This is a genomic window from Pseudonocardia sp. P-1 (assembly GCF_058111925.1).
The window spans coordinates 2495521-2514892 of sequence record NZ_CM176614.1 but is presented as its reverse complement, the minus strand read 5'-3'; the positions used below and the strand labels follow the sequence as shown (position 1 = coordinate 2514892).

Sequence of the window (19372 nt, the reverse complement as noted above, 5' to 3'; positions counted from 1 at the left end):
CTCAGCGCGCCGCGCGGGTCTCGTAGAGCCGGCGCGACCACAGCAGGCTCCCGACGGTGATCACCGTGCACCAGCCGACGGCGAGCGCGGCGTCGGCGCCGAGCCCGGCCCCGCTGCCGGGCCCGGCACCGAGCAGACCGCGCAGGGTGTCGATGACCGGGGTGAACGGCTGGTACTCCGCGAACCACCGCAGCCCGGCCGGCATCGAGTCCACCGGCACGAACCCGCTGCCCAGGAACGGCAGCAGCATCAGGAACATCGGGGTGTTGCCGGCCGTCTCCACACTGGCGGCGGCGAGCCCGAGGGCCACGGTCAGCCAGGTCAGGGCGACCGTGAGCAGGATCAACATCCCGGCGACGCCCAGCCAGGCGAGCGGCCCGGCACCGCTGCGGAAACCGAGCGCCAGCGCCACCCCGAGCACGACGACCAGACCGACCGCGGTCTGCACGAACGCGCCGACGACGTGCCCGGTGAGGACGCTGGACCGGGCGATCGCCATCGTCCGGAAGCGGGCGACGACGCCCTCGGTCATGTCGGTGGCGACCCCGATGGCGGTGCCCATCGCGACGCTCGCGACGGTCAGCAGCAGCACCGCGGGGGTGACGAAGGCCAGGTAGTCGCTGCGGTCACCGCCCAGCCCGGCGCCCATCGTGCCGCCCAGGACGACCACGAACAGCAGCAGGAACACCAGCGGCTGGGCGATCAGCATGATCGTCAGCGACGGGTAGCGGCGCAGGTGCCGGATGCGGCGGCGCAGCATCGTCACCGAGTCGGTGAGCAGGCGGGGACGGTCGAGGGCGGTGGTGTCCATGACGGCGGCGCTCATGACGCGGCCACCTCCGGGGTGATCGGGTGGCCGGTGAGGGCCAGGAAGACGTCGTCGAGGTCGGGGGTGTGGGTGGTCAGCTCCTCGGGTTCCACCCCGGTCCCGGCGAGGCGGTCCAGCAGGTCCCGCAGGTCGCGGGCCCCGGCGGCGGGCAGCTGCAGCGTCACCGCGGCGGTGTCGGCGACGGCGGCGGGCAGCACGGTGCGGGCGGCGGCGAGGGCGTCGTCGTCGGCGAAGCGCAGGCGCACGTGCCCGCCGGGGACCCGAGCCTTGAGCTGCGCCGGGGTGCCGCGGGCGACGAGCCGGCCCCCGTCCAGGACGGCCACCTCGTCGGCGAGCTGGTCGGCCTCCTCCAGGTACTGGGTGGTCAGCAGCACGGTCACGCCGCGGCCGACGAGGTCGCGCACGGCGTCCCACAGGCCGCGGCGGCTGCGCGGGTCCAGCCCGGTGGTCGGCTCGTCGAGGAACAGCACCTGCGGGTCGGAGACCAGCGTCATGGCCAGGTCCAGCCTCCGGCGCATCCCGCCGGAGTAGGTCCCGGCCCGGCGGTCCGCGGCGTCGGCGAGGTCGAACCGGTCGAGCAGCTCGCGTACCCGTTCCCGGCGCCGCCCGCGGGGCAGGTGGTGCAGGTCGGCCATGAGCCGCAGGTTCTCCGCCCCGGTCAGCAGGCCGTCGACGGCGGAGAACTGGCCGGTCACCCCGATCGCGGCGCGGACGCCGTCGGGGTCGGTCGCCGGGTCCCTCCCGGCGATGCGGATCCGGCCGGAGTCCGGCGCGAGCAGCGTCGACAGGATCCGGACCAGGGTGGTCTTGCCGGCGCCGTTCGGGCCGAGCAGGGCGAGCACGGTCCCGGCGGGGACGTCGAGGTCGATGCCGCGGAGCACGGCGTGGTCGCCGTAGGACTTGTGCAGGGCGGCGACGGCGACGGCGGGCGGGGGTGTGGGCACGGTGGTTCCTCTCGTGGTGGTGACGGTGGACGGCGGTGCTCAGGCGCGGCGGACGACGATGTCGCCCTCGCGGGACCGGGCGTGCACGGCGACGGTGTCGACGGCGTCGCCGTCCGGGGCCTCGCGCGGTGCGAGGTCGTTGCCGACCCGGCCGGTGGTGTCGAGGTCGAGCCAGGCGGCGCTGCCCTGCGCGACGCCGATCTCCAGCCGGCCGTGCGTGCTGGTCAGCGACACCTCGCCGCGGTGGACGCGGCCGAGCCGGACGTCGCCGTAGGCGGTGCGCACGCGGGCGCCCGCGCCGAGCTCGTCGACGTCGATGGGGCCGTGCGTGCCGGTCAGCTCGGCGTCGCCGGTCAGCTCGTCGGCGCGGATGCCGCCGTGCTTGCTGCTGAGCGTCGCGGTTCCGCCGACGCGGTGGATCTGCATGCCGCCGTGGTCGGAGCGGACCGTGGCGTCCCCGGTGACGGTTCCGCCGATCCGGACGTGACCGAAGCCGGTGCTCAGGTCGGCGGAGGCGGCGTCGTCGACGCGGACGTCGCCGAAGCGGGTGCGGGCCTCGCAGGCCCCGAGCGGGCCCTCGACGACGATCCCGCCGTAGGTGGTGGCGGCGGTCAGCGCCGACCCGGCGGGCAGGGCGATCCCGACCTCGATCGAGCGGCCGGGGGTGCGCGGGGTGAGCTTCTGCAGCAGCCCGAGCTGCGGGCCGGTGACGCGCAGCTCCCGCCCGGTCAGCTCGACCCGGACCCGGTCGGCGTGGGCGCGGTCGGCGTCGGCGCTGCGGACCTCGACGACGGTGTCGGTGCGGTCCGACGCGGTCACCCGCAGCTCGCCGATGGCGAGGTCCACGATCGCGGTGACGGGCTCGGGGGTGTCGTAGGTGGGCACGGGGCATCGCCTCCTCGGCGTCGCGGTGACGCCGTGAGTCAGGGGTGGGTGGCAGAGGTCGTGTGGCTCAGCCGAACCAGCCGACGCGGCCGCGGCGGGCGGCGTCGGGACGGTCGGGCGCGGTGGCGGGGCGGTCCAGCGCGGCCGCGGCCACACGGGTCAGCCAGGTGTTCACGCTGAGGCCGTCCCGCCCGGCGGCCTCCTCGATCCGGGTCTTGAGCGTCTCCGGCGGCCGGAAGTTGATCCGGGCGACCGGCCCGGACTCGCCGTCGGCGCCCGCCGGTGGCGATGGCGCCACGGGTGGCGCCTCCGTCGTCGCCGGGGGTGCCGACGGCGGGGCCGACCCTGCGGTGACGACGAACTCGGGGTCGCTGCCGCGCAGCCGCACGTGCACCGACCCCGGTGCGAGCTCGAGGGTGATCTCGTCGGCCGCCGCGGCCAGCGCCTCGAGCAGGACCAGACGGGTCGTCGACGTCAGGGGCGTGAGCAGCCGTTCCGCGGCCGCCCGCGTGTCCTCGCCCGCGGCCTCGCCCAGTGCGGCGAACTCGGTGCGCAGGCGGTCGACATATCCGTCCAACTCCATGGCGCATTGATGGCGCACGATGGCGCCATCGTCAAGAGTGTGGCGCCACGAAGACGGGTCGGCGCCGCGGGCTTGACCCTGCCGCGACGGCACGGTGTCCGATGGCCCGGACCTGCTGACGCCGTCGAGGGAGTACGTCGTGGACCGCACCACCTGCCCGGTTGCCGCCTTCGGGCGCCTGCGCGAACAGGGGCCCGTCGTCGCGATGCCGGAGTCGCCGATGATCGCCGCATCGCTCGTCACCCGGCACGAGGACGTGCACGCCCTGCTCCTCGACCCGCGGTTCCGCAACGACCCCACCGGGGTGCCCGGCGCCGGGGACGTCATGGGCCCGCTCCTGACGGGGCTCGGGCTGCCGCCGGAGCTCGACCACCTCGGCCGGGGCCTGCTCGTCCGCGACGGCGCCGACCACGCCCGGCTGCGCCGGCTCGTCTCGCGGGCGTTCACCGTGCGCCGGGTCGCCGCGCTGCGCCCGCGCGTGGAGCAGCTCACCGCCGAGCTGCTCGACGACGTCGCGGCCGCCGGCGCCGACGGCAGCCCGGTCGACCTGCTGCCCACGGTGTTCCGCGCGCTGCCGATCGCGGTGATCTGCGAGCTCGTCGGCGTCCCGGTGGAGCAGCGCGGACTCTGGCGGGAGCTGGCCGCCCTGCTCGTCGCACCCGACCCGGAGCGGATGCCCGACGTGGCGCGCGCCGTCGTCGCACAGATCCACGAGCTCGTCGCGGCCCGGCGGGCCGACCCGCGCGACGACCTGGTCGACGTGCTCGTCGCGGTGCACGACGACGGCGACCGGCTCACCGCCGACGAGCTGGACGTCCTGCTGTTCGACCTGGTCGTCGCCGGGTTCGAGACGACCGCGCACGTGCTGTCCCGGTCGACGCTGGCCCTGCTGACCCGCCCCGACCAGCTCGCGACGCTGCGCGCCGAGCCGTGGCGGTGGCCCACCGCGGTGCACGAGATCGTGCGGACCTGCGGCGCGGTCCCGGTGAGCACGCCCCGGTACGCGAGCGCCGACGTCGTCGTCGGCGACACCCGGATCGCGGCGGGGGAGTCGGTGACGGCCGGGCTGGTCACCGCGAACTTCGACCCGCGCCGGTACGACCGGCCCGACGAGCTCGACGTGACCCGGGACCCGGGCCGCGGTGAGGGGCACCTCGGGTTCGGCCAGGGCGCCCACTACTGCCTGGGGGCCGCGCTGGCCCGTACCGAGCTCGAGATCGGGCTGCGAGCGCTGGTCACCCGGTTCCCCGCCCTCCGCCTCGCCGAACCCGCCGACGGCCCCGCCGACCTGGGGTTCGTGCGGACCGGCGCGGTGGAGGTGCGGGTGAACCCGGTCCCCACCCGTTCGGGTGGCGCGCATCCACCGCCGTCCTGAGACAGTGATGTGGGTCACCGGTCGCGCCGCGGCGGCCGGGTGTCGGACCGGAGCGGGGGCGGTCGGGGATGACGGCGACGTCGGTGGTGCGGGCGGTCCACGACTATCCGGCCCGGCCCGCGGGTTTCCGCGGCCCCGGCCATGTCCACAAGGTCATCGCCCGGCGGCGGCTGACCGACCTGCTCGACCGGGAGGGGCCGCGCCCGCTGACCGTCATCCACGCCCCGGCCGGGTACGGCAAGACCACCGTGGCCGTCCAGTGGCTCCAGATGCTCCACGCCCGCGGCGCCACCGTCGCCTGGATGGGTCTGCACCGCGACGACGACACACCGCACTGGTTCCTCTCGCACCTGCTGGGCACCGTCCGCGGGGTCCTGCCCGACCCCGCCTCGGTCGACGACCTGCTCGGGCTCATCGAGCAGAACGCCGAGGACACCCGCACGTACACGGTCTCGGCCCTGCTGGAGATCCTCGGCGCGCACCCCGGGCCCTTCGTCCTGGCTCTCGACGACTGGCACCTCGTCGAGAGCCCCGAGGTGCACCGCACGCTGATGCAGCTGCTCGACCTCGCCCCGCCGAACCTGGTCGTCGTGCTGACCAGCCGCCGTCGGCCACGGCTGCCGCTGAGCCGGTTGCGGGTCGGCGCCCGGCTCACCGAGATCGACGCCGACGCCCTGCGCTTCGACCTGGTCGAGACCCGGGAGTTCCTGGTCGAGCTGAACGGACTGTGCCTGGGTGGCGACGACGTCGCCCGGCTGTCGGAGGGGACCGACGGCTGGGTCGCGGCCCTGCAGCTGGCGTCGCTGTCGCTGCGCGACACCGACGACCCGGAGACGCTGATCCGCGGCTTCTCCGGCCGCCACCACTCGGTGGGGGAGTACCTCGCGGAGAACGTGCTCGACGCGCTGCCCGCCGACCTGCTCGACCTGCTGCTGGCGACCTCGGTGTGCGACCGGCTCTGCGGCGGCCTCGCCGGGGCGCTGGCAGGGCGGCCCGACGGCGGGGTGGCACTGGCCGAGCTGGAGTCGCGGGACCTGTTCCTGCGGGCGCTGGATCCCGAGCGGGAGTGGTTCCGCTACCACCACCTGTTCGCCGAGTACCTGCGCCGCAGGCTGGAGCGCGACCGCCCGGGCCGGGCCGCGGAGCTGCACCGGCGTGCCTCGGCCTGGTTCGCCGGGCACGACCTGGTCACCGAGGCCGTCGTCCACGCGCTCGCGGGCGGCGACGTCGCCGGGGCCACCGACCTCGTCGAACGGCACGCCATGCCGCTGGTCGAGCACAGCCGGATGGTGAGCCTGCTCGGGCTGGTCCGTCGGCTGCCGCCGACCGCCGCCGACGGGCGTCCGCGGCTGCTGATGGCCGTGGCCTGGGCGAACTGCCTGCTGCAACGCAGCGACGCCGCGCAGGCCACGCTCGACGTCCTGCGCGCGGCGCTGCCGGCCGACGACGCCCACGACGAGTTGCACAGCGAGGCCGACGTCGTACAGGCGTGCATCGACGTCTACGCCGACCGCACCGACCGCGCCGAGCTGCTGGTCCGGCGCAGCCTGGACCGGTCACTCGTGTACCGGCCGTGGGTGGTCGCGGTCGCGGCGAACATCCAGTCCTTCTGCGACCTGCACGCGGGACGTTTCGAGCGCGCCCGGGAGCGTCAGCGGTGGGCACGCCGCGTCCACGACCGCGCCGGCGGACCGTTCGCCGGGGTCTACGGCCGCTGTTTCGCCGGGATCGCCGCGCTGTCGACCCTCGACGTCGACGGGGCCGAACGGCAGCTGCGCGACGCGGTGGCGCTGGCCCGGGAGATGGCCGGGCGGCGCTCGCACGCCGCACAGCTCGCCGGGGCGCTGCTGGGGGAGCTGTGCCACCTGCGGGGCGAGCGCGAGGAGGCAGAGCGGCTGCTGACCGAGAGCGCGGAGCTGGGCGCGGAGAGCGGCGTCGTCGACTTCATGGTCGCCAGCTACGCGCTGCTGGCCCGGATCCGGGCCGCAACCGGCGCCGGGGACGAGTCGGCCGAGCTGCTCGCCGAGGGGGCCCGGGTCGCGGACCGGCTCGGGCTGCCCCGGCTGCGGGCCGCCGTCGGCGCGGAGCGGATCGACCAGTTGATCGTTCGCGGCCGCATCCGGCAGGCCCGCCGGGCCGCGCAGGAGCTGCCGACCGGCGCCGACCTCGACGGCGGGATCGCCGTCCGGGTGGACTCCGTCCGCGTCGCCGCGCTGGCCGCGGTGCTCGCGGCCGAGGGCGAGACCGACCGCGCGATCGCGCTGTTGGAGGAGCTCGCCGCCGAGGCCCGCCGCCGGGGCCGGGTGCGGGAGGAGACCGAGCTGACCGTACGCCTGGCCGGGGTGCTGGAGAGCGCGTCACGGCGGCTCGCGGCCGAGCGGATCCTGGCCCCGGCGCTGGAACGGGCGGTGACCGCCGGCGCCCCCCAGCTGGTCCTCGACGGTGGGCGCGAGGTCCGTGCGGTCGTCGCCCGGCTGCGGGCACGCGTGGCGACCGACGGTGCGGGCGATCCGGCGCCGGATCGGCTGGCGTCGCTGCTCGACGGCGGGGCCGCCGCGGCCGGATCGGCCGAGGAGGCCGGGCTGACCGCGCGGGAGCGGGAGATCCTCGTGATGCTCGACCTCGGCCGGGACAACCGCGGTATCGCCGACGGGCTCGGCGTCACCGTCAACACCGTGAAGTGGTACCTGAAGCACATCTACGGCGCGCTCGGCGTGCGCAACCGCACCGAGGCCGTGTCGGTGGCCCGCCGCCGCGGCCTGCTCGGCTGACCGCGGCGGCGGGCCGGTGCGTCACCGGAGCGAGGCGTAGACCGCCTGCTCGAACTCGCCGTAGAGCGCGAACGCCCCGGGCGACACGAACGGCAGCGAGTTCGTGTAGATCGACGCGCAGACGCCGGCGGTGCGGTCGACCCAGAAGTGGGTGTTGAACAGGCCCGCCCACGCGCCGGAGCCTGCCCGGCGACCACCCGGGACGTCGGCGGTGTTGAGCAGCAGGCCGTGTCCCCACTTCCAGCCGGGCCCGGCGTCGAACGGGAAGGTGATCGCCGGGTCGGCCGACGGGATCGCGGGCGGGAAGTCCAGCTCGCCGATCTGGTTGCTGAACGCCTCGTCGACGGACGCCGCCGACAGGATCCGCTCGCCGTCGAGCTCGCCGCCGCGCAGCAGCGCCCGCTGGAAGCGGACGTAGTCGCGCGGGGTCGAGTACAGGCCGTGCCCGCCCGCCCACCACTCCGGCTCCTGCGGCAGCAGCTCACCTGCCGAGACCCACCCGCCGTCCTCGCCCGGGACGTGCACGGTCACCGCGTTCGCGGTGCGCGCCCCGTCGAGCAGGAACATCGTGTCGTCCATGCCCAGCGGGCCGGTGATGCGGTCCTTGACCACGACGTCGAGGCCGGCCCCGGCGACGGTCTCGACGACCTTGCCGAGCCAGTCGGTGTTGATGCCGTAGGTGAACCGTTCGCCCGGATCGTGCAGCATCGGCGCGCGGAACGCACCGAGACCGCCCAGCACGTTCGGCGTCCCGGTGACCTGCTCGTAGCGGGCGAGGTCGGCGTCGAAGAACCAGTAGCCCAGGCCGGTGGTGTGGGTGATCAGGTGCCGGACGGTCGCCGGGGTCCGGGGCGCCCGCAGCCGCGGGGTGTCGCCGTCGAAGCCGTCGAGGACCTGGACCTCGGCGAACTCCGGCCGGTACTCGGTGACCGGGGCGTCGAGGTCGAGTGTCCCGGCGTCGCGCAGCTGCAGCGCCGCGGTCGTCGCGACCATCTTGGTCATCGACATGATCCGGAACTGGGTGCCGGCGCCGACGTCGCCGCCGGTCCCACCGACGGTCGCGGGGCCCGCGCCGCCCTCGTAGAGCACGCCGTCGCGGTCGGCGACGATCGCCGCGACGTGCGGCACCGCCCCGCCGTCGACGCCGTTGCGCAGCACCGCGTCGACGGCGGCGCGGTCGACGGAGCCGTGGATGGCTGTTCCCATGGCGCGTTCCTCTCAGGTCCGGGTGAAGGCGGGGTAGCCGTGTGCGGCCTCGTCGGCGCACTTCTGCCGGTAGGTGCCCACCCCACCGATGTAGGACAGGACGCGCCGCGGTTTGCCCGGCACGTTCGAGCCCAGGTACCAGGAGGTCGTGTTCGCCACGAGCGTCGCGCCCGCGGTCTCCTCGTGGTGGGCGACCCAGGCGTCCTCACCCTCTGCGGTCGGCTCGATCACCGACTTCCCCTCGGCGCGCAGCGCCGCGATCGCCTCGGTGATCCACTCGGTCTGCTGCTGCAGGCAGGTGGTCATGTTGCACAGCGCCGCCGACGGTGCCAGCGGGGTCGCGGTCGTGAGCAGGTTCGGGTAGCCGTGCTTGGCCAGGCCCATGGTGGTGCGGATGTCGCGGCCCCACTCCTCGGCCAGCGAGCGTCCGTCGCGGCCGCGGATGTCGATGCGGGTCAGCGCGCCGGTCCCGGCGTCGAACCCGGTGGCCAGGATCAGCACGTCCAACTCGTGCACGGTCCCATCGGCCAGCTCGACGCCCTCGGGCCGGATCCGCGCGACGGCGTTCGTGCGGCAGTTGACCAGGTCGACGTTGTCCCGGTGGTAGACCTCGAAGTACCCGTTCTCCAGCGGGACGCGGTGGGTGCCGAAGCCGTAGTCGGTCGGCACGAGCGTCTCGACCAGGTGCGGGTCGTGGCGCAGCCGCGCGCGCATCTTCTCGCGCACGAACTCCGAGATCTCGTCGCTGACCTCCTGGTCGAAGAACATCTCCCCGAAGCTCGCCAGCCACAGCTTGAGCGAGCCGTCGGCGTAGATCTCCTCGAGGATCGCGCGACGCTGCTCGGGGGTGTTGTCGGCCCACACGTGCTCGAAGTCGTACTCGAACCCGGTGAAGGTGTGCGGGATCGTCTCGCGCAGCTCGTCGAACCGGGCGTGGTAGCGCTCCTTGTCCTCGGTGGAGTAGCTCGGGTTCTTCATGGGCAGTGCGTACTGCGGGCCGCGGGCGAACACCGTGAGGTGCCCGACCTCGGGGGCGATCGTCTGGATGATCTGGATACCGGTCGCACCGACACCGATCACGCCGACCCGCTTCCCGGCGAGGTCGAGCCCCCCGGCGGGATAGGACGAGCTGTAGGCCAGCTGCCCGGCGAAGTCCTGCGCGCCCTCGATGTTGTGCAGCGGAGCCGACAGCATCCCGGCGCAGGAGACGAAGAACTGGCAGTCGACGACGTCGCCGCGGTCGGTGCGGACCAGCCACCGGTCGCGGTCCTCGTCGAAGTGCGCGGCGGTGACACGGGTGTCGAAGCGGATGTCGCGGCGCAGGTCGAGCCGGTCGGCGACGTAGTGCAGCCAGCTCTCGATCTCGGGCTGGCCGGGGAACTTCTGGCTCCAGGACCAGTCCTTGTACAGCTTCTCGTCGAACAGGTACTGGTAGATGTAGCCCTCGGAGTCGAAGCGGGCGCCCGGGTAACGGTTCCACCACCAGGTCCCGCCGACGTCGCCGGCGGCGTCGAACGCCTGCACGGTCAGTCCCTGCTCGCGGAGCTGGTGCAGCTGGTAGAGCCCGGCGACGCCGGCGCCGAGCACGACGGCGTCGACGGTCCGGGTGGGAGTGGTCGGGTCGTTCATCGGAGACCCTCCTGCTGGTCGGTCCGGGGGGTCACGGGAACGTGATGAGCGGCTTGACGATGCGGTCCGACTTGTCCTGCATCATCGTGAAGGCCTTCTCGATGTCGTCGAAGCCGAAGCGGTGGGTGGTCATCGGGGTCGGATCGACCCGGCCGGAGAGCAGTAGCTGGAACAGCCGCGCCATCCGGGTGTTGCCGCCCGGGCAGAGTCCGATGGATGGACTTGTCGGCCATACCGAGTCCGAACGCGTCGAGCGGCAGCTTCAGCGGTTCGGGGTTCTCGTCGTGGTAGCCGATGTCGGAGACGCGCCAGCCCGCCTTGGTGACGCGTACGCACGCCTCGAAGGTCTGCGGGAAGCCGAACGCCTCGATCGCGGCGTCGACGCCCTCGCCGCCGGTCAGGTCCATGATCTGGTCGACCGGGTCGCCCGCGGTGAAGTCGACGACGTCGTCTGCGCCGAACCGGCGGGCCAGCTCCTGGCGTTCGGGTCGGGCCTCGACGGCGATCACCCGGCCTGCGCCGATCGTCGCGCAGAGCCCGACCGGGCCCTGTGCGAACACCGCCACGGTCTCGCCGAGCCCGATCCGGGCGTGCTCGGCACCCAGGAAACCGGTGGAGAGCATGTCGCAGCAGTAGGCGGCCTTCTCGTCGGACAGCTCGTCCGGGATCGGCGCGAGGTCGCCCTGCGCCGCGGGCACGACGAAGTACTCGGCCATGTTGCCGTCCATCTGCGCGGTGTAGCGGTAGCCGCCGAGCGGCCCGCCGCACTGGCTGGTGAAGCCGCTCTGGCAGTAGTGGCAGCGGAAACAGGGGGTCACCGCGTTCACCGCGACGCGCTGGCCCTCGGTGAAGCCCTCGACGGCCGAGCCGAGCGCGTGGACCACGCCGACGGCCTCGTGCCCGAGGGTCACCCCGGCGGCGACGGGCAGGGCGCCCTTCACGGTGTGGACGTCGGAGGTGCAGATCAGGGCGGCCGTCGTGCGGACGATCGCCTCCTCCGGGCCGGGTTCGGGGACGGGCTTCTGTGTGACCGCGGTCTTCCCGACCTCCGGCATCACGAACGCGTTCATCATCTCGGGCATGGCTGCTCAGCTCCGTCGACGAGCGGGTGGGTCACGCCCGACCGTCGCAGCGGTCCGGGACGAACGACCCCCTCTTCCGGGTGGCCGGAATCCCACCGCGCCGGGTGGTGGTCGTTGCACGACGACGACCACCCTGCCGGATCGGGCGGTGTCGGCCAGGATGTCCGATGTGCCCCGTGATCACCTCGTATCCCGTGTCCGCCGCGCCGGGACGGCGGTGGCGGCCGTCGTCCTGATGGGCGCGGCGGGGTGTGGTGCCGCGTCGCCCACGGCACCGGCCCCTGCACCGCCCGCGCCGGTCCCGGCACGGACCGACGGTCTGCGGATCACCACCGTCGCGGCCGGGTTCTCCCACGTCTGGAGCGTCGGCGTGCTGCCCGACGGGCGCGCGCTGGTCACCGAGCGGGACGGGCGCCTGTCGCTGCTCGCCTCGCTCGACCCGGGCACCGCGGTCACCCCGGTCGCCGCCGACCTGGGCGACGTGTTCGCCCGCGGCGAGGGCGGGCTGATGGGCCTGGCCGTGCACGCCGACTTCGCGACGTCGAACCGGTTCACCACCTGCCAGACCCACGCCGAGAACGGGAGCCCGGTCGACGTCCGGCTGGTCACGTGGACGCTGTCCGCGGACGGGGCCACCGCGACCCGGGTCGCGGACCCGCTGGTCGGCGGACTGCCGATCGCCTCCGGCGGACGGCACTCGGGCTGCCGGGTCGCCGTCGACGACACCGGGGCGCTCGTCGTCGGGACCGGCGACGCGGCCATGCCCGCCACCCCGCAGGACCTCACCTCGCTCGGCGGTAAGACGCTGCGGGTCGACCCGGCCACCGGCGGGCCCGCGGCCGGCAATCCCTTCGCCGATGCCGCCGACCCGGCCCAGCGGCTCGTGTACACCTCCGGGCACCGCAACGTGCAGGGCGTCGCGGTCGAGCCGGGCACCGGGCGGGTCTTCACCGCCGAGCACGGCCCCACCCGCGACGACGAGGTGAACCTGCTGCGCCCGGGCGGCAACTACGGCTGGGACCCCTCGCAGGGCGGCACGGTGACCACCTACGACGAGTCGGTCCCGATGACCGACCGGGACCGCTTCCCCGACGCCGTCCCCGCCGTGTGGGCCTCCGGCAGCCCGCCCGAGGCGCCGGCCGGCGCCGCGTTCCTCGACGGCGCCGCGTGGGGGCAGCGGAACGGGATGCTCGCCGTCGCCGCGCTGCGCGGGCAGAAGCTGCTGCTGATGCGGGTCGGCCCGGAGGGCACCGACGGCGCGGTCTCCGACGTCGAGATCCCGGCGGCGCTCGACGGGAACTCCGGCCGGCTGCGCGGGGTGTACGCCGTGCCCGGCGGTCCGCTGCTGGTCACGACCTCGAACGGCGACGACGACCGGATCCTGCGGATCGACCCGAGCTGACCCCGCGGTCGTCGTCCTCGACCACCAGGACGCGCACCAGCCCAGGACGGTCCGACAAGACGCACAGAATGGGCGCCCGGGGGTCTGAACCGCCCGGAGCCGGGTAGGTGCGGTCCTCCCCGGCCCGGGTGGCCAGCAGATAGCCCTGCTCGCGGACCGTGACGAGCCCGACCGGGTCGACCGTGCGCCAGCGCGGCTCCTCGTCGGCGGCCCGATAGCGGATCCGGAGCCGGCGCCCGTCCAGGACGGCTCGCCGGACCGGTCCGGCGACGTCGTCGGGCACCTCGTCGGGGTGCAGACGCCGGGCGAGGAGATCGGTGTCGGGGTCGACGAGCAGCCGTTCCGCGACGGCGACGGCCGGGTGCCCGTCGGGCAGCGCGTCGACCACCTTGAGCACCGCCGAGGCGAGCGCCGACCCGAGGCCGAACGCCTGCACCCCGCGCCGCGATCCGGCGACGAGCAGCGCGACGGACTCGTCGTGGGTCAGCCCGGTGAGCTCGGTGCGGAAGCCCGGCAGCAGCGCGAAGCCGCCCTGCGGCCCGCGCCGGGCGTACACCGGGACGCCGGCGGAGGACAGCGCGTCGATGTCGCGCAGCACGGTGCGCGTCGACACCTCCAGCTCGCGGGCCAGCGCGGACGCCGGCATCCGGCCGCGCTGACGCAGCAGCAGGACCAGCGAGACCAACCGGTCGGCGCGCACGCCGGAAACGTAGCCGCCGTACCCGACAGGAGATGTCGTGATCTCCGGCGAGGCTGGAGCTGCACGGACCACGACGAACGGAGATCACAGTGGAACGGACCTCGATCAACCCGGTGACCTGGTCGGCGGCGATGGGCTTCGACCAGGCGGTGCTCGTGTCCGGCGGCCGGACGCTGTACTGCTCGGGGCAGACCGCGATGAGCGCGGACGGTGTCCCGCTGCACGAGGGCGACCTGGCGGCACAACTGGCGACGAGCCTGGACAACCTGGAGGGCGTGCTCGCCGCCGCGGGCATGGGCCTGACCGACCTGGTGCGGCTGACCGTGTACACCACCGACGTCGACCAGTTGCTCGGTCACCACGGCGTGCTCGCCGGCCGGCTGGGCGCGTCGGATGTCGCCCCGGCCACCACGCTGCTCGGGGTGACCCGGCTCGCGGTCCCCGGCCAGCTGGTCGAGCTGGAGGGGACCGCGGTGGCCTGACCGGTCGGGCCCGCTGCGCCGGCCACGGCCGCAGGTAGCCACGGGCGGGTCCGGGGCGCTCAGGTGCGGCGCCGGACGAACGCCCCCGCGACGAGCGCGACGGTCCGGTCGGCATCGTCGGCGAGCCGGCGCAGTACCTTCTCCGGGCCGGAACCGGGCAGCTCGACCAGGGCCTGTGCGACCCGGATCCGGGTCGCGGGGTCGGTGCCGGCCAGGTCGCGGGTCAGGGCGTCGAGGACGATCCCGGAGGTCACCGGATCGTCGTGCGACAGCGCCGCGAGGATCTCCGCGGCCTCGACGTCGTCGACGCCCGCGCGCACCATCGCCACCAGCTCCGGGACGGCCCCGGCGCCGCCGCCCCGCCCGACGACCGTCGCGGCGCGGCGCCGCACCCCCGGGTCCGGGTCGGCCAGGGCGTCGGCGAGCGCCGCGGCCGCGGCCGGTGCGGCGTCGGTCAGCGCGTCGGCCGCCCGTCGCCGGACCCCGGGCTCGCCCGAGCGCAGACCCGCCGCGAGCGCGGCCACGGCCGCCCCGTCCGGGTCGCCCGCGCGGGCCACCGTCCGGCGCAGGGCCCAGCGCAGCGCGCCCGCGGCGTGCGGATCGGTCTCGGCGAGCAGCGTGCGGGCCAGCATCTCCGCGGGCAGCGCGGGCCAGTCCCCCGCGGCCAGCGCTGCCTGCTGGCGGTGCCCCGCCGTCGGGGAGCCGAACGCCCGCAGCAGCCCGACGACGTCGACGACCTCCGCCCACGTCTCCGGCCCGGCGGCGTCCACGGTGCGCAGTCGGGCGAGCAGCTCCCGGTCCCGTTCCAGGCGCTCCTCGGTGGCCCGGACCAGGTCCGCGACCAGCGCCGACGGGGCGAAACCCGGGTCGTGCAGGGCCTCGCCGACCTGGGCGAGCGACAGTCCGAGCGTCCGCAGGCCCTCCACGTGGAAGAGCCTGCGGACGTCGCCGGGGGAGTACTCCCGGTAGCCGCCGACGGTGCGCCCGGTCGGTCGCAGCAGTCCGACCGCGTCGTAGTGGCGCAGCATCCGCACGCTCACCCCGCTGCGTCGGGCGACCTCCCCGATCAGCACGGCGGCCCGCCCGGTACGGCGCCGATCAGCACGACGCCACCTCGTGTCCCGGGCCGAGCGCGACCACGCGGCGGGCCTGTTCCACGGCGTCGTCGAACCCGGCGTCGGGATCGGCGCGCAGGAGCAGGGTGGCCCGTGCGTGCGCCGCGACCACCGGGTCGGGGTCGGTCGCGGCCCGGTCGAGGACGCCGTCGGCCGCTTCACCCAGGTCGGCCAGCGCCCGGGACAGACTCAGCCGGACCGCCCGGTCGCCGCGGCCCAGCTGACGACCCAGCTCCGCGGCGAGCGCGGCACGGCCGCCCGCGGCGACGAGCACGACGGCGGTGCGCCACGCGGTGCGGGCGACCTCGTCGTCGGGGTCGCGCAGCAGGGCGGGGGAGACCCGGTCCGCGGTCGCCGGATCGGCGATCTTGGACAGGGTGTGCAGCGCCTGGGCCCTGGCCCGCGGCCGCGGCGAGCCCAGTTCGACGTCCAGCCGGGGCAGCACGGTCGCGGCGGGAAGCCGGGTCAGCGCCCAGGACAGCATGTCGCGGACGAAGAAGTCCGGCTCCGCCCCGCAGCGCTCGACCAGGGCGTCGAGCAGGTCCGGGTCGGCGGCCGACCCGGCGGCGAGCGCGGCCCGCAGCCGGACCGACGGGTCGGCGGCGGACAGGGACGCGGTGATCTCCGGTGGTGTCATGACCGCCACCCCAGTACCTGTCACGGTGTCAGGGTCAAGTCCGTCGCGCCGGGAGCGCAAGCGGTCCTCACATGTCCGGGCGACCGCCGGCCGGTGGACGGCTGCCGGGTGCGGGGCCCCGACGCGGGCGGGGCCCCGGTGAATCGGCGTCAGCCCGGCGTGATGACCACCTTGAGCGCCTGGTTCGCCGCGGCGTTCTTGAACACGTCGTACGCCTCGTCCATCTGGTCGAAGGTGAACGAGTGGGTGCCCATTTTCTCCGCCGGGATCCGCCCGCCCGCGACCATCTTGAGCAGCGTCGGGATGGACACGGTGTCGACCAGGCCCATCGTGAGCGTGACGTTGGAGATCCACATGTCCTGCATGGGCAGCTCCACCGGGGTGCCGTGGACGCCCACGTTGGCGATCGTGCCGCCCGGGCGCACCAGCGACGCCGCCGTCAGCAGCGTCTCCGGGTAGCCGACGGCCTCGATCGCCACGTCCACGCCGAGCCCGTCGGTCAGCGCGGTCACGTCGGCGACGGTGCCCGGCCCGACCTCGACGCTGTCGGTCGCGCCGAACTCGACGGCCTTCTCCAGCCGGAACTTGTTGGAGTCGATCGCGATGACCTTCGACGCGCCCCACAGGCCGGTGGTGAGGATCGCCGAGAGGCCGACCGCGCCCGCGCCGACGACGGCGACGGTGTCGCCCGGCCGTACGTTCCCGGCGAGCACACCGGGCACCGCGGTGCGGGTCGCCGGGCTGCACGCCGTCCATTCCGACGAAGACGGCCCGGACCTGCTCCAGCATCCCGTGGTACACCGGGATCGCCTCCTCGACGGCTTCGTCGGCGAATCCGGCGTAGGCGTTGGTGCGGAACGCTCCCGGTTCGACGGTCAGCACGGAGATCCCCTGTGCGGCGACCTCGTCGTGCAGCGCATCGGTGACGGCTTCGACGGCGAACTTGGTCGCGCTGTAGTAGCCGAACCCGGGCGCCGGGACGAGCCCGGCCACCGAGGACACGGTGACGATCCACCCGTCGCCGCGGGCGGCGCATCCCCGGCAGCACTGCGCGGGTCACGGAGAGCACGGCGAAGAAGTTCAGCTCGAACATCGACCGCACCGCGGACTCGTCCATCGCCTCGATGGATCCGTACCAGCCTCGGCCGGCATTGTTGACCAGCACGTCGATACCGCCGAAGTGCTCCTCGGCCGCTCGTACCGCGCGCTGCACCTGTGCCGCGTCGGTCAGTTCCAGCGGCACGACGAGAACGCGGTCACCGAACCGGTCCGCCCACGTCGCCAGCTCCTGCGGGCGGCGGGAGGTCACCACCACGCGGTCACCGGTGTCGAGCGCCGCCTCGGCGAAGGCCATCCCGAAGTTGCCGGGCGTGCCACCGGTGATGAACCATCGCCGCGTCACGGCTCGATCACCAGCCGACTGATCACTGCACCATCGAGGGTGAAACGGTAGTTCAGGTCGACGACCCCGCCCGGGAAGTCGCCCTCCAGATGCTGCCCGACGTCGACGCCTCCGTCGGTCGTGGACGCACCGGTGAATTCGGCGGTGTAGGTGTACTCGGTGACCGCGGTCGCCAGCCAGGCCCCGATCTCCTCGGTGCCCGCGTGGTCGCGCCCGTCGTCGGTCACCACGGCGTCGGAGGCGAAGGTGGCGAGTGCCCGATCGAACTCCTGGGAGTCGAGTGCGGTCATGAACGTCTGCACGGTTTCCGGGAGTGCTTCCCATTCTGCTGTGGACATGGCCCCACGATGGAGCTTCCTGTCAGGGGAAGGTCAACCCGTGGTCGCGAGCATCCCGCGACGTTGACCTTGCCCCGGGGGGAGGCTTCAGGATCGCCTCGTCCGGCAGGCGACGCGACGTGGAGGAGGGCGCCATGGGGGCCCAGGTCTCGATCGGTGACTTCGCGTTGATGACCGGTCTGAGCCGTAAGGCACTACGCCACTATCACGACATCGGCATTCTCGAACCGGCCCATGTCGACCCCGGCACCGGCTACCGCTTCTACGACACCGGCCAGGTCGACCGTGCGCATATCATCCGCCGGTTCCGCTCCCTGGGCATGTCCATCCCCGACATCAAGGCGCTCCTGAGCACCGACGACGCCGGGGCCCGCACCGCGATCATCACCACCCATCTCGAGCAGATGGAGGCAGCGCTCGCGCAGACCCGTGACACCGTGGGGGCGTTGCGTGAACTGCTCGCCCCGGCGAGCCCTCCCGCCGACGTCACGTTGCGCCGCGAGCCGGCGCTCGCCGTGTGGTCCGTCGGCGCCACCGTCGACGTCTTCGGGATCGACGACTGGTTCGCAGCGGCACTGCGGACACTGCACCGGGCCGTCGCCGCGGCCACGGGCGCGCCTGGCGCGGTGGTGCCGGGCGGCCTCTACGAGAGAGCGCTGTTCCTCGAACAGCACGGCCGCGCCACCCTGTTCGTCCCCGCGCCACCCTCCGTCGAGCCGCCGGAGGGTGTCCGGGCCGAGGTGCTCCCCCGGACCGAGTTCGCGGTGCTCACCCATCCCGGCGGCCACGACGGCATCGACCGCAGCTACGCAGCCCTGGGGATCTACGTCAACGAGCATCTGATCAGCGGCCAGGGGCCGATCCGCGAGCACTATCGCGGCGGTACGCCCACGGATCCGGCCCGGTTCACCGCCACGGAGATCTGCTGGCCGATCTTCGGCACCACCGCACCCTCGGTATGAGCGGACCGGGAACTCGATCATCGTGACGGCGATCGTCACCATCCGGCGGGCCGCCCCCGGCTGCATCGCCCGCCGTCGTCACCGGGTCGTCGACCGCCACGGGCGGGACGACGGGCCCTCACCGGGCCACGGGGTCGCGCAGGATCGTCCGCAGGTGGTCCTGCGGCGTGCTCGCGGTGAACGGATCGAGGTGGATCTCGTGGTGGTCGGCGACCCGGCGCAGGCCGTGGCCCGCGGCGAACGAGCCCAGCTCGGCGAGGGTCCGCCGCTCGTCGGCGAACGGCCCGCGGTGCAGGACCTGCACGACCAGGCGCTCGGGCAGCGTGTACAGCTCGACGTCCGCCCCGTCCGCCGCGGCGGCGAGCTCCTCGTCGGTCGTCGCCGGGTCGACCTGTGCGAGCACCAGGTACTCCAGGTCGTCGACCGGGTTGACCCAGTAGAAGTCCGCGATCCCGACCGGGACCGAGCCCTCGGGGTACCGGTAGAGGATCTCCACGACGGCCCCGGCACCGGGCACCCGCCGCGCGGGAGGCAGCGCGCGCTCCACCGTGCGCACGGTCCGCTTCGCCCGGTGGAACGCCTCGGTGCCGGGGCGCCCGCTGCCGTGCAGCGAGACGAAGGTCGTGGCGGGCGCCACGACCAGCTCCGGCTCGTCGGCGGCGGCCAGGTGCGGGGTCGTGGGCACGGCGTCGGTGGTCATCGGGGTCCTTCCGGTGGGGAGTCGCGGTACCGCCGACGGTAGGAGCGGTTGCGGACCGTTCCCGTCCGGAACCCGGACCTATCCTGCGACGGTGCTCAGCGCCTCGCACCGGCTCCTCCAGCTCCTCACGGTCCTGTCGACCCGCCCGGAGTGGTCGGGTGCCGAGCTGGCGGACCGGCTGGGCGTGCACGAGCGGACCGTCCGCCGCGACCCGACGTCGTCAAGCTGCGTGAGCTCGGGTACGGCGTCGAGACGTCGACCGGACCGTTCGGCGGGTACCGGCTCGTCGCCGGGTCACGGACGCCCCCGCTGAGCCTCGACGACGACGAG

18 protein-coding genes and 3 pseudogenes are annotated in these 19372 nt (G+C 74.3%); 6 read left to right on the top strand and 15 right to left on the bottom strand.

Annotated elements, in window-relative coordinates:
- Position 1 precedes the first annotated feature (1 nt).
- From AC0GKK_RS12160 to AC0GKK_RS12145, 4 genes are all read right to left on the bottom strand, one after another.
- Positions 2–826, bottom strand: coding sequence for an ABC transporter permease (locus AC0GKK_RS12160; protein WP_489883872.1), 825 nt, complete (start codon positions 824–826; stop codon positions 2–4).
- A complete protein-coding gene (locus AC0GKK_RS12155) occupies positions 823–1773 on the bottom strand; it encodes an ABC transporter ATP-binding protein (RefSeq protein WP_489883871.1) in 951 nt (316 codons plus the stop codon). The genes AC0GKK_RS12160 and AC0GKK_RS12155 overlap by 4 nt, the downstream gene beginning before the upstream one ends.
- A gap of 39 nt (positions 1774–1812) precedes the next feature.
- Positions 1813–2658 carry a DUF4097 family beta strand repeat-containing protein gene (locus tag AC0GKK_RS12150; protein ID WP_489883870.1) on the bottom strand — a complete coding sequence of 282 codons (846 nt, stop codon included), beginning with the start codon at positions 2656–2658 and terminating at the stop codon, positions 1813–1815.
- A gap of 67 nt (positions 2659–2725) precedes the next feature.
- A complete protein-coding gene (locus AC0GKK_RS12145; protein ID WP_346101817.1) occupies positions 2726–3241 on the bottom strand; it encodes a hypothetical protein in 516 nt (171 codons plus the stop codon).
- Positions 3242–3380: 139 nt separating this feature from the next.
- Here AC0GKK_RS12145 and AC0GKK_RS12140 point away from each other — a divergent pair, with 139 nt between their 5' ends.
- Both AC0GKK_RS12140 and AC0GKK_RS12135 read left to right on the top strand, forming a co-directional pair.
- A complete protein-coding gene (locus AC0GKK_RS12140) occupies positions 3381–4616 on the top strand; it encodes a cytochrome P450 family protein (protein ID WP_489883869.1) in 1236 nt (411 codons plus the stop codon).
- Positions 4617–4684: 68 nt separating this feature from the next.
- Positions 4685–7387, top strand: coding sequence for a winged helix-turn-helix domain-containing protein (locus tag AC0GKK_RS12135; protein ID WP_489883868.1), 2703 nt, complete (start codon positions 4685–4687; stop codon positions 7385–7387).
- A gap of 21 nt (positions 7388–7408) precedes the next feature.
- Here AC0GKK_RS12135 and AC0GKK_RS12130 read toward each other — a convergent pair whose 3' ends face one another.
- Genes AC0GKK_RS12130 through AC0GKK_RS12120 form a run of 3 tightly spaced genes read right to left on the bottom strand, consistent with a single transcriptional unit; the run spans position 7409 to position 11304 of the window.
- Complete coding sequence (locus AC0GKK_RS12130) at positions 7409–8593, bottom strand: serine hydrolase domain-containing protein (protein ID WP_346101811.1); 1185 nt, start codon at positions 8591–8593, stop codon at positions 7409–7411.
- A 12-nt stretch (positions 8594–8605) separates the two neighbouring features.
- On the bottom strand, positions 8606–10222 hold the full coding sequence (locus AC0GKK_RS12125) for a flavin-containing monooxygenase (RefSeq protein ID WP_489883867.1): 1617 nt from the start codon (positions 10220–10222) through the stop codon (positions 8606–8608).
- Positions 10219–11304: an alcohol dehydrogenase catalytic domain-containing protein gene (locus AC0GKK_RS12120; RefSeq protein ID WP_489883866.1), complete on the bottom strand. Its 1086-nt coding sequence runs from the start codon at positions 11302–11304 to the stop codon at positions 10219–10221. The genes AC0GKK_RS12125 and AC0GKK_RS12120 overlap by 4 nt, the downstream gene beginning before the upstream one ends.
- Positions 11305–11464: 160 nt before the next feature.
- Between AC0GKK_RS12120 and AC0GKK_RS12115 the strand changes: the two genes are divergently transcribed.
- Positions 11465–12706, top strand: coding sequence for a PQQ-dependent sugar dehydrogenase (locus AC0GKK_RS12115; protein ID WP_489883865.1), 1242 nt, complete (start codon positions 11465–11467; stop codon positions 12704–12706).
- Positions 12707–12809: 103 nt separating this feature from the next.
- On the opposite strand, the pseudogene AC0GKK_RS12110 reads toward AC0GKK_RS12115, so the two are convergent.
- Positions 12810–13406 (bottom strand): annotated as a pseudogene (locus tag AC0GKK_RS12110) (helix-turn-helix transcriptional regulator); the annotation flags it as partial.
- An 89-nt stretch (positions 13407–13495) separates the two neighbouring features.
- Between AC0GKK_RS12110 and AC0GKK_RS12105 the strand changes: the two are divergent.
- The gene (locus AC0GKK_RS12105; RefSeq protein ID WP_208822224.1) at positions 13496–13888 is read left to right on the top strand and encodes a RidA family protein; all 393 of its coding nucleotides are present in this window, start codon (positions 13496–13498) and stop codon (positions 13886–13888) included.
- A gap of 59 nt (positions 13889–13947) precedes the next feature.
- Here the strand turns inward: AC0GKK_RS12105 and AC0GKK_RS12100 are convergent, their stop codons facing one another.
- The 6 genes and pseudogenes from AC0GKK_RS12100 to AC0GKK_RS12075 all read right to left on the bottom strand — a co-directional run bounded on the left by AC0GKK_RS12100 (position 13948) and on the right by AC0GKK_RS12075 (position 17380).
- The gene (locus AC0GKK_RS12100; RefSeq protein WP_476653792.1) at positions 13948–14961 is read right to left on the bottom strand and encodes a MerR family DNA-binding transcriptional regulator; all 1014 of its coding nucleotides are present in this window, start codon (positions 14959–14961) and stop codon (positions 13948–13950) included.
- A 25-nt stretch (positions 14962–14986) separates the two neighbouring features.
- On the bottom strand, positions 14987–15640 hold the full coding sequence (locus AC0GKK_RS12095; RefSeq protein WP_208822228.1) for a HEAT repeat domain-containing protein: 654 nt from the start codon (positions 15638–15640) through the stop codon (positions 14987–14989).
- Positions 15641–15789: 149 nt separating this feature from the next.
- On the bottom strand, positions 15790–16353 hold the full coding sequence (locus tag AC0GKK_RS12090; protein ID WP_405419557.1) for a zinc-binding dehydrogenase: 564 nt from the start codon (positions 16351–16353) through the stop codon (positions 15790–15792).
- A gap of 160 nt (positions 16354–16513) precedes the next feature.
- Positions 16514–16633, bottom strand: a pseudogene (locus AC0GKK_RS12085) (SDR family NAD(P)-dependent oxidoreductase); the annotation flags it as partial.
- A gap of 97 nt (positions 16634–16730) precedes the next feature.
- Positions 16731–16994 (bottom strand): annotated as a pseudogene (locus tag AC0GKK_RS12080) (SDR family NAD(P)-dependent oxidoreductase); the annotation flags it as partial.
- A gap of 44 nt (positions 16995–17038) precedes the next feature.
- Positions 17039–17380 (bottom strand): nuclear transport factor 2 family protein, encoded by a 342-nt coding sequence (locus tag AC0GKK_RS12075; RefSeq protein WP_224403608.1) that lies wholly within the window; start codon positions 17378–17380, stop codon positions 17039–17041.
- Positions 17381–17499: 119 nt separating this feature from the next.
- Here AC0GKK_RS12075 and AC0GKK_RS12070 point away from each other — a divergent pair, with 119 nt between their 5' ends.
- Entirely contained in the window at positions 17500–18342 is an 843-nt protein-coding gene (locus AC0GKK_RS12070; RefSeq protein WP_489883864.1) for a MerR family transcriptional regulator, read from the top strand.
- A 118-nt stretch (positions 18343–18460) separates the two neighbouring features.
- On the opposite strand, the gene AC0GKK_RS12065 is transcribed toward AC0GKK_RS12070, so the two are convergent.
- Positions 18461–19042, bottom strand: coding sequence for a GyrI-like domain-containing protein (locus AC0GKK_RS12065; protein ID WP_489883863.1), 582 nt, complete (start codon positions 19040–19042; stop codon positions 18461–18463).
- Here AC0GKK_RS12065 and AC0GKK_RS12060 point away from each other — a divergent pair.
- A complete protein-coding gene (locus AC0GKK_RS12060) occupies positions 18927–19355 on the top strand; it encodes an HTH domain-containing protein (protein ID WP_489883862.1) in 429 nt (142 codons plus the stop codon). The two genes, AC0GKK_RS12065 and AC0GKK_RS12060, sit on opposite strands and share 116 nt — an antisense overlap.
- The last annotated feature ends 17 nt before the right edge of the window (positions 19356–19372 follow it).

Excerpts from the sequence above, each read along its gene's own strand:
- AC0GKK_RS12160 (WP_489883872.1), bottom strand. The coding sequence starts at position 826 with ATGAGCGCCGCCGTCATGGACACCACCGCCCTCGACCGTCCCCGCCTG.
- AC0GKK_RS12145 (WP_346101817.1), bottom strand. The coding sequence starts at position 3,241 with ATGGAGTTGGACGGATATGTCGACCGCCTGCGCACCGAGTTCGCCGCA.
- AC0GKK_RS12135 (WP_489883868.1), top strand. The coding sequence starts at position 4,685 with ATGACGGCGACGTCGGTGGTGCGGGCGGTCCACGACTATCCGGCCCGG.
- AC0GKK_RS12130 (WP_346101811.1), bottom strand. The coding sequence starts at position 8,593 with ATGGGAACAGCCATCCACGGCTCCGTCGACCGCGCCGCCGTCGACGCG.
- AC0GKK_RS12125 (WP_489883867.1), bottom strand. The coding sequence starts at position 10,222 with ATGAACGACCCGACCACTCCCACCCGGACCGTCGACGCCGTCGTGCTC.
- AC0GKK_RS12120 (WP_489883866.1), bottom strand. The coding sequence starts at position 11,304 with ATGCCCGAGATGATGAACGCGTTCGTGATGCCGGAGGTCGGGAAGACC.
- AC0GKK_RS12115 (WP_489883865.1), top strand. The coding sequence starts at position 11,465 with ATGTCCGATGTGCCCCGTGATCACCTCGTATCCCGTGTCCGCCGCGCC.
- AC0GKK_RS12095 (WP_208822228.1), bottom strand. The coding sequence starts at position 15,640 with ATGACACCACCGGAGATCACCGCGTCCCTGTCCGCCGCCGACCCGTCG.
- AC0GKK_RS12075 (WP_224403608.1), bottom strand. The coding sequence starts at position 17,380 with ATGTCCACAGCAGAATGGGAAGCACTCCCGGAAACCGTGCAGACGTTC.
- AC0GKK_RS12065 (WP_489883863.1), bottom strand. The coding sequence starts at position 19,042 with ATGACCACCGACGCCGTGCCCACGACCCCGCACCTGGCCGCCGCCGAC.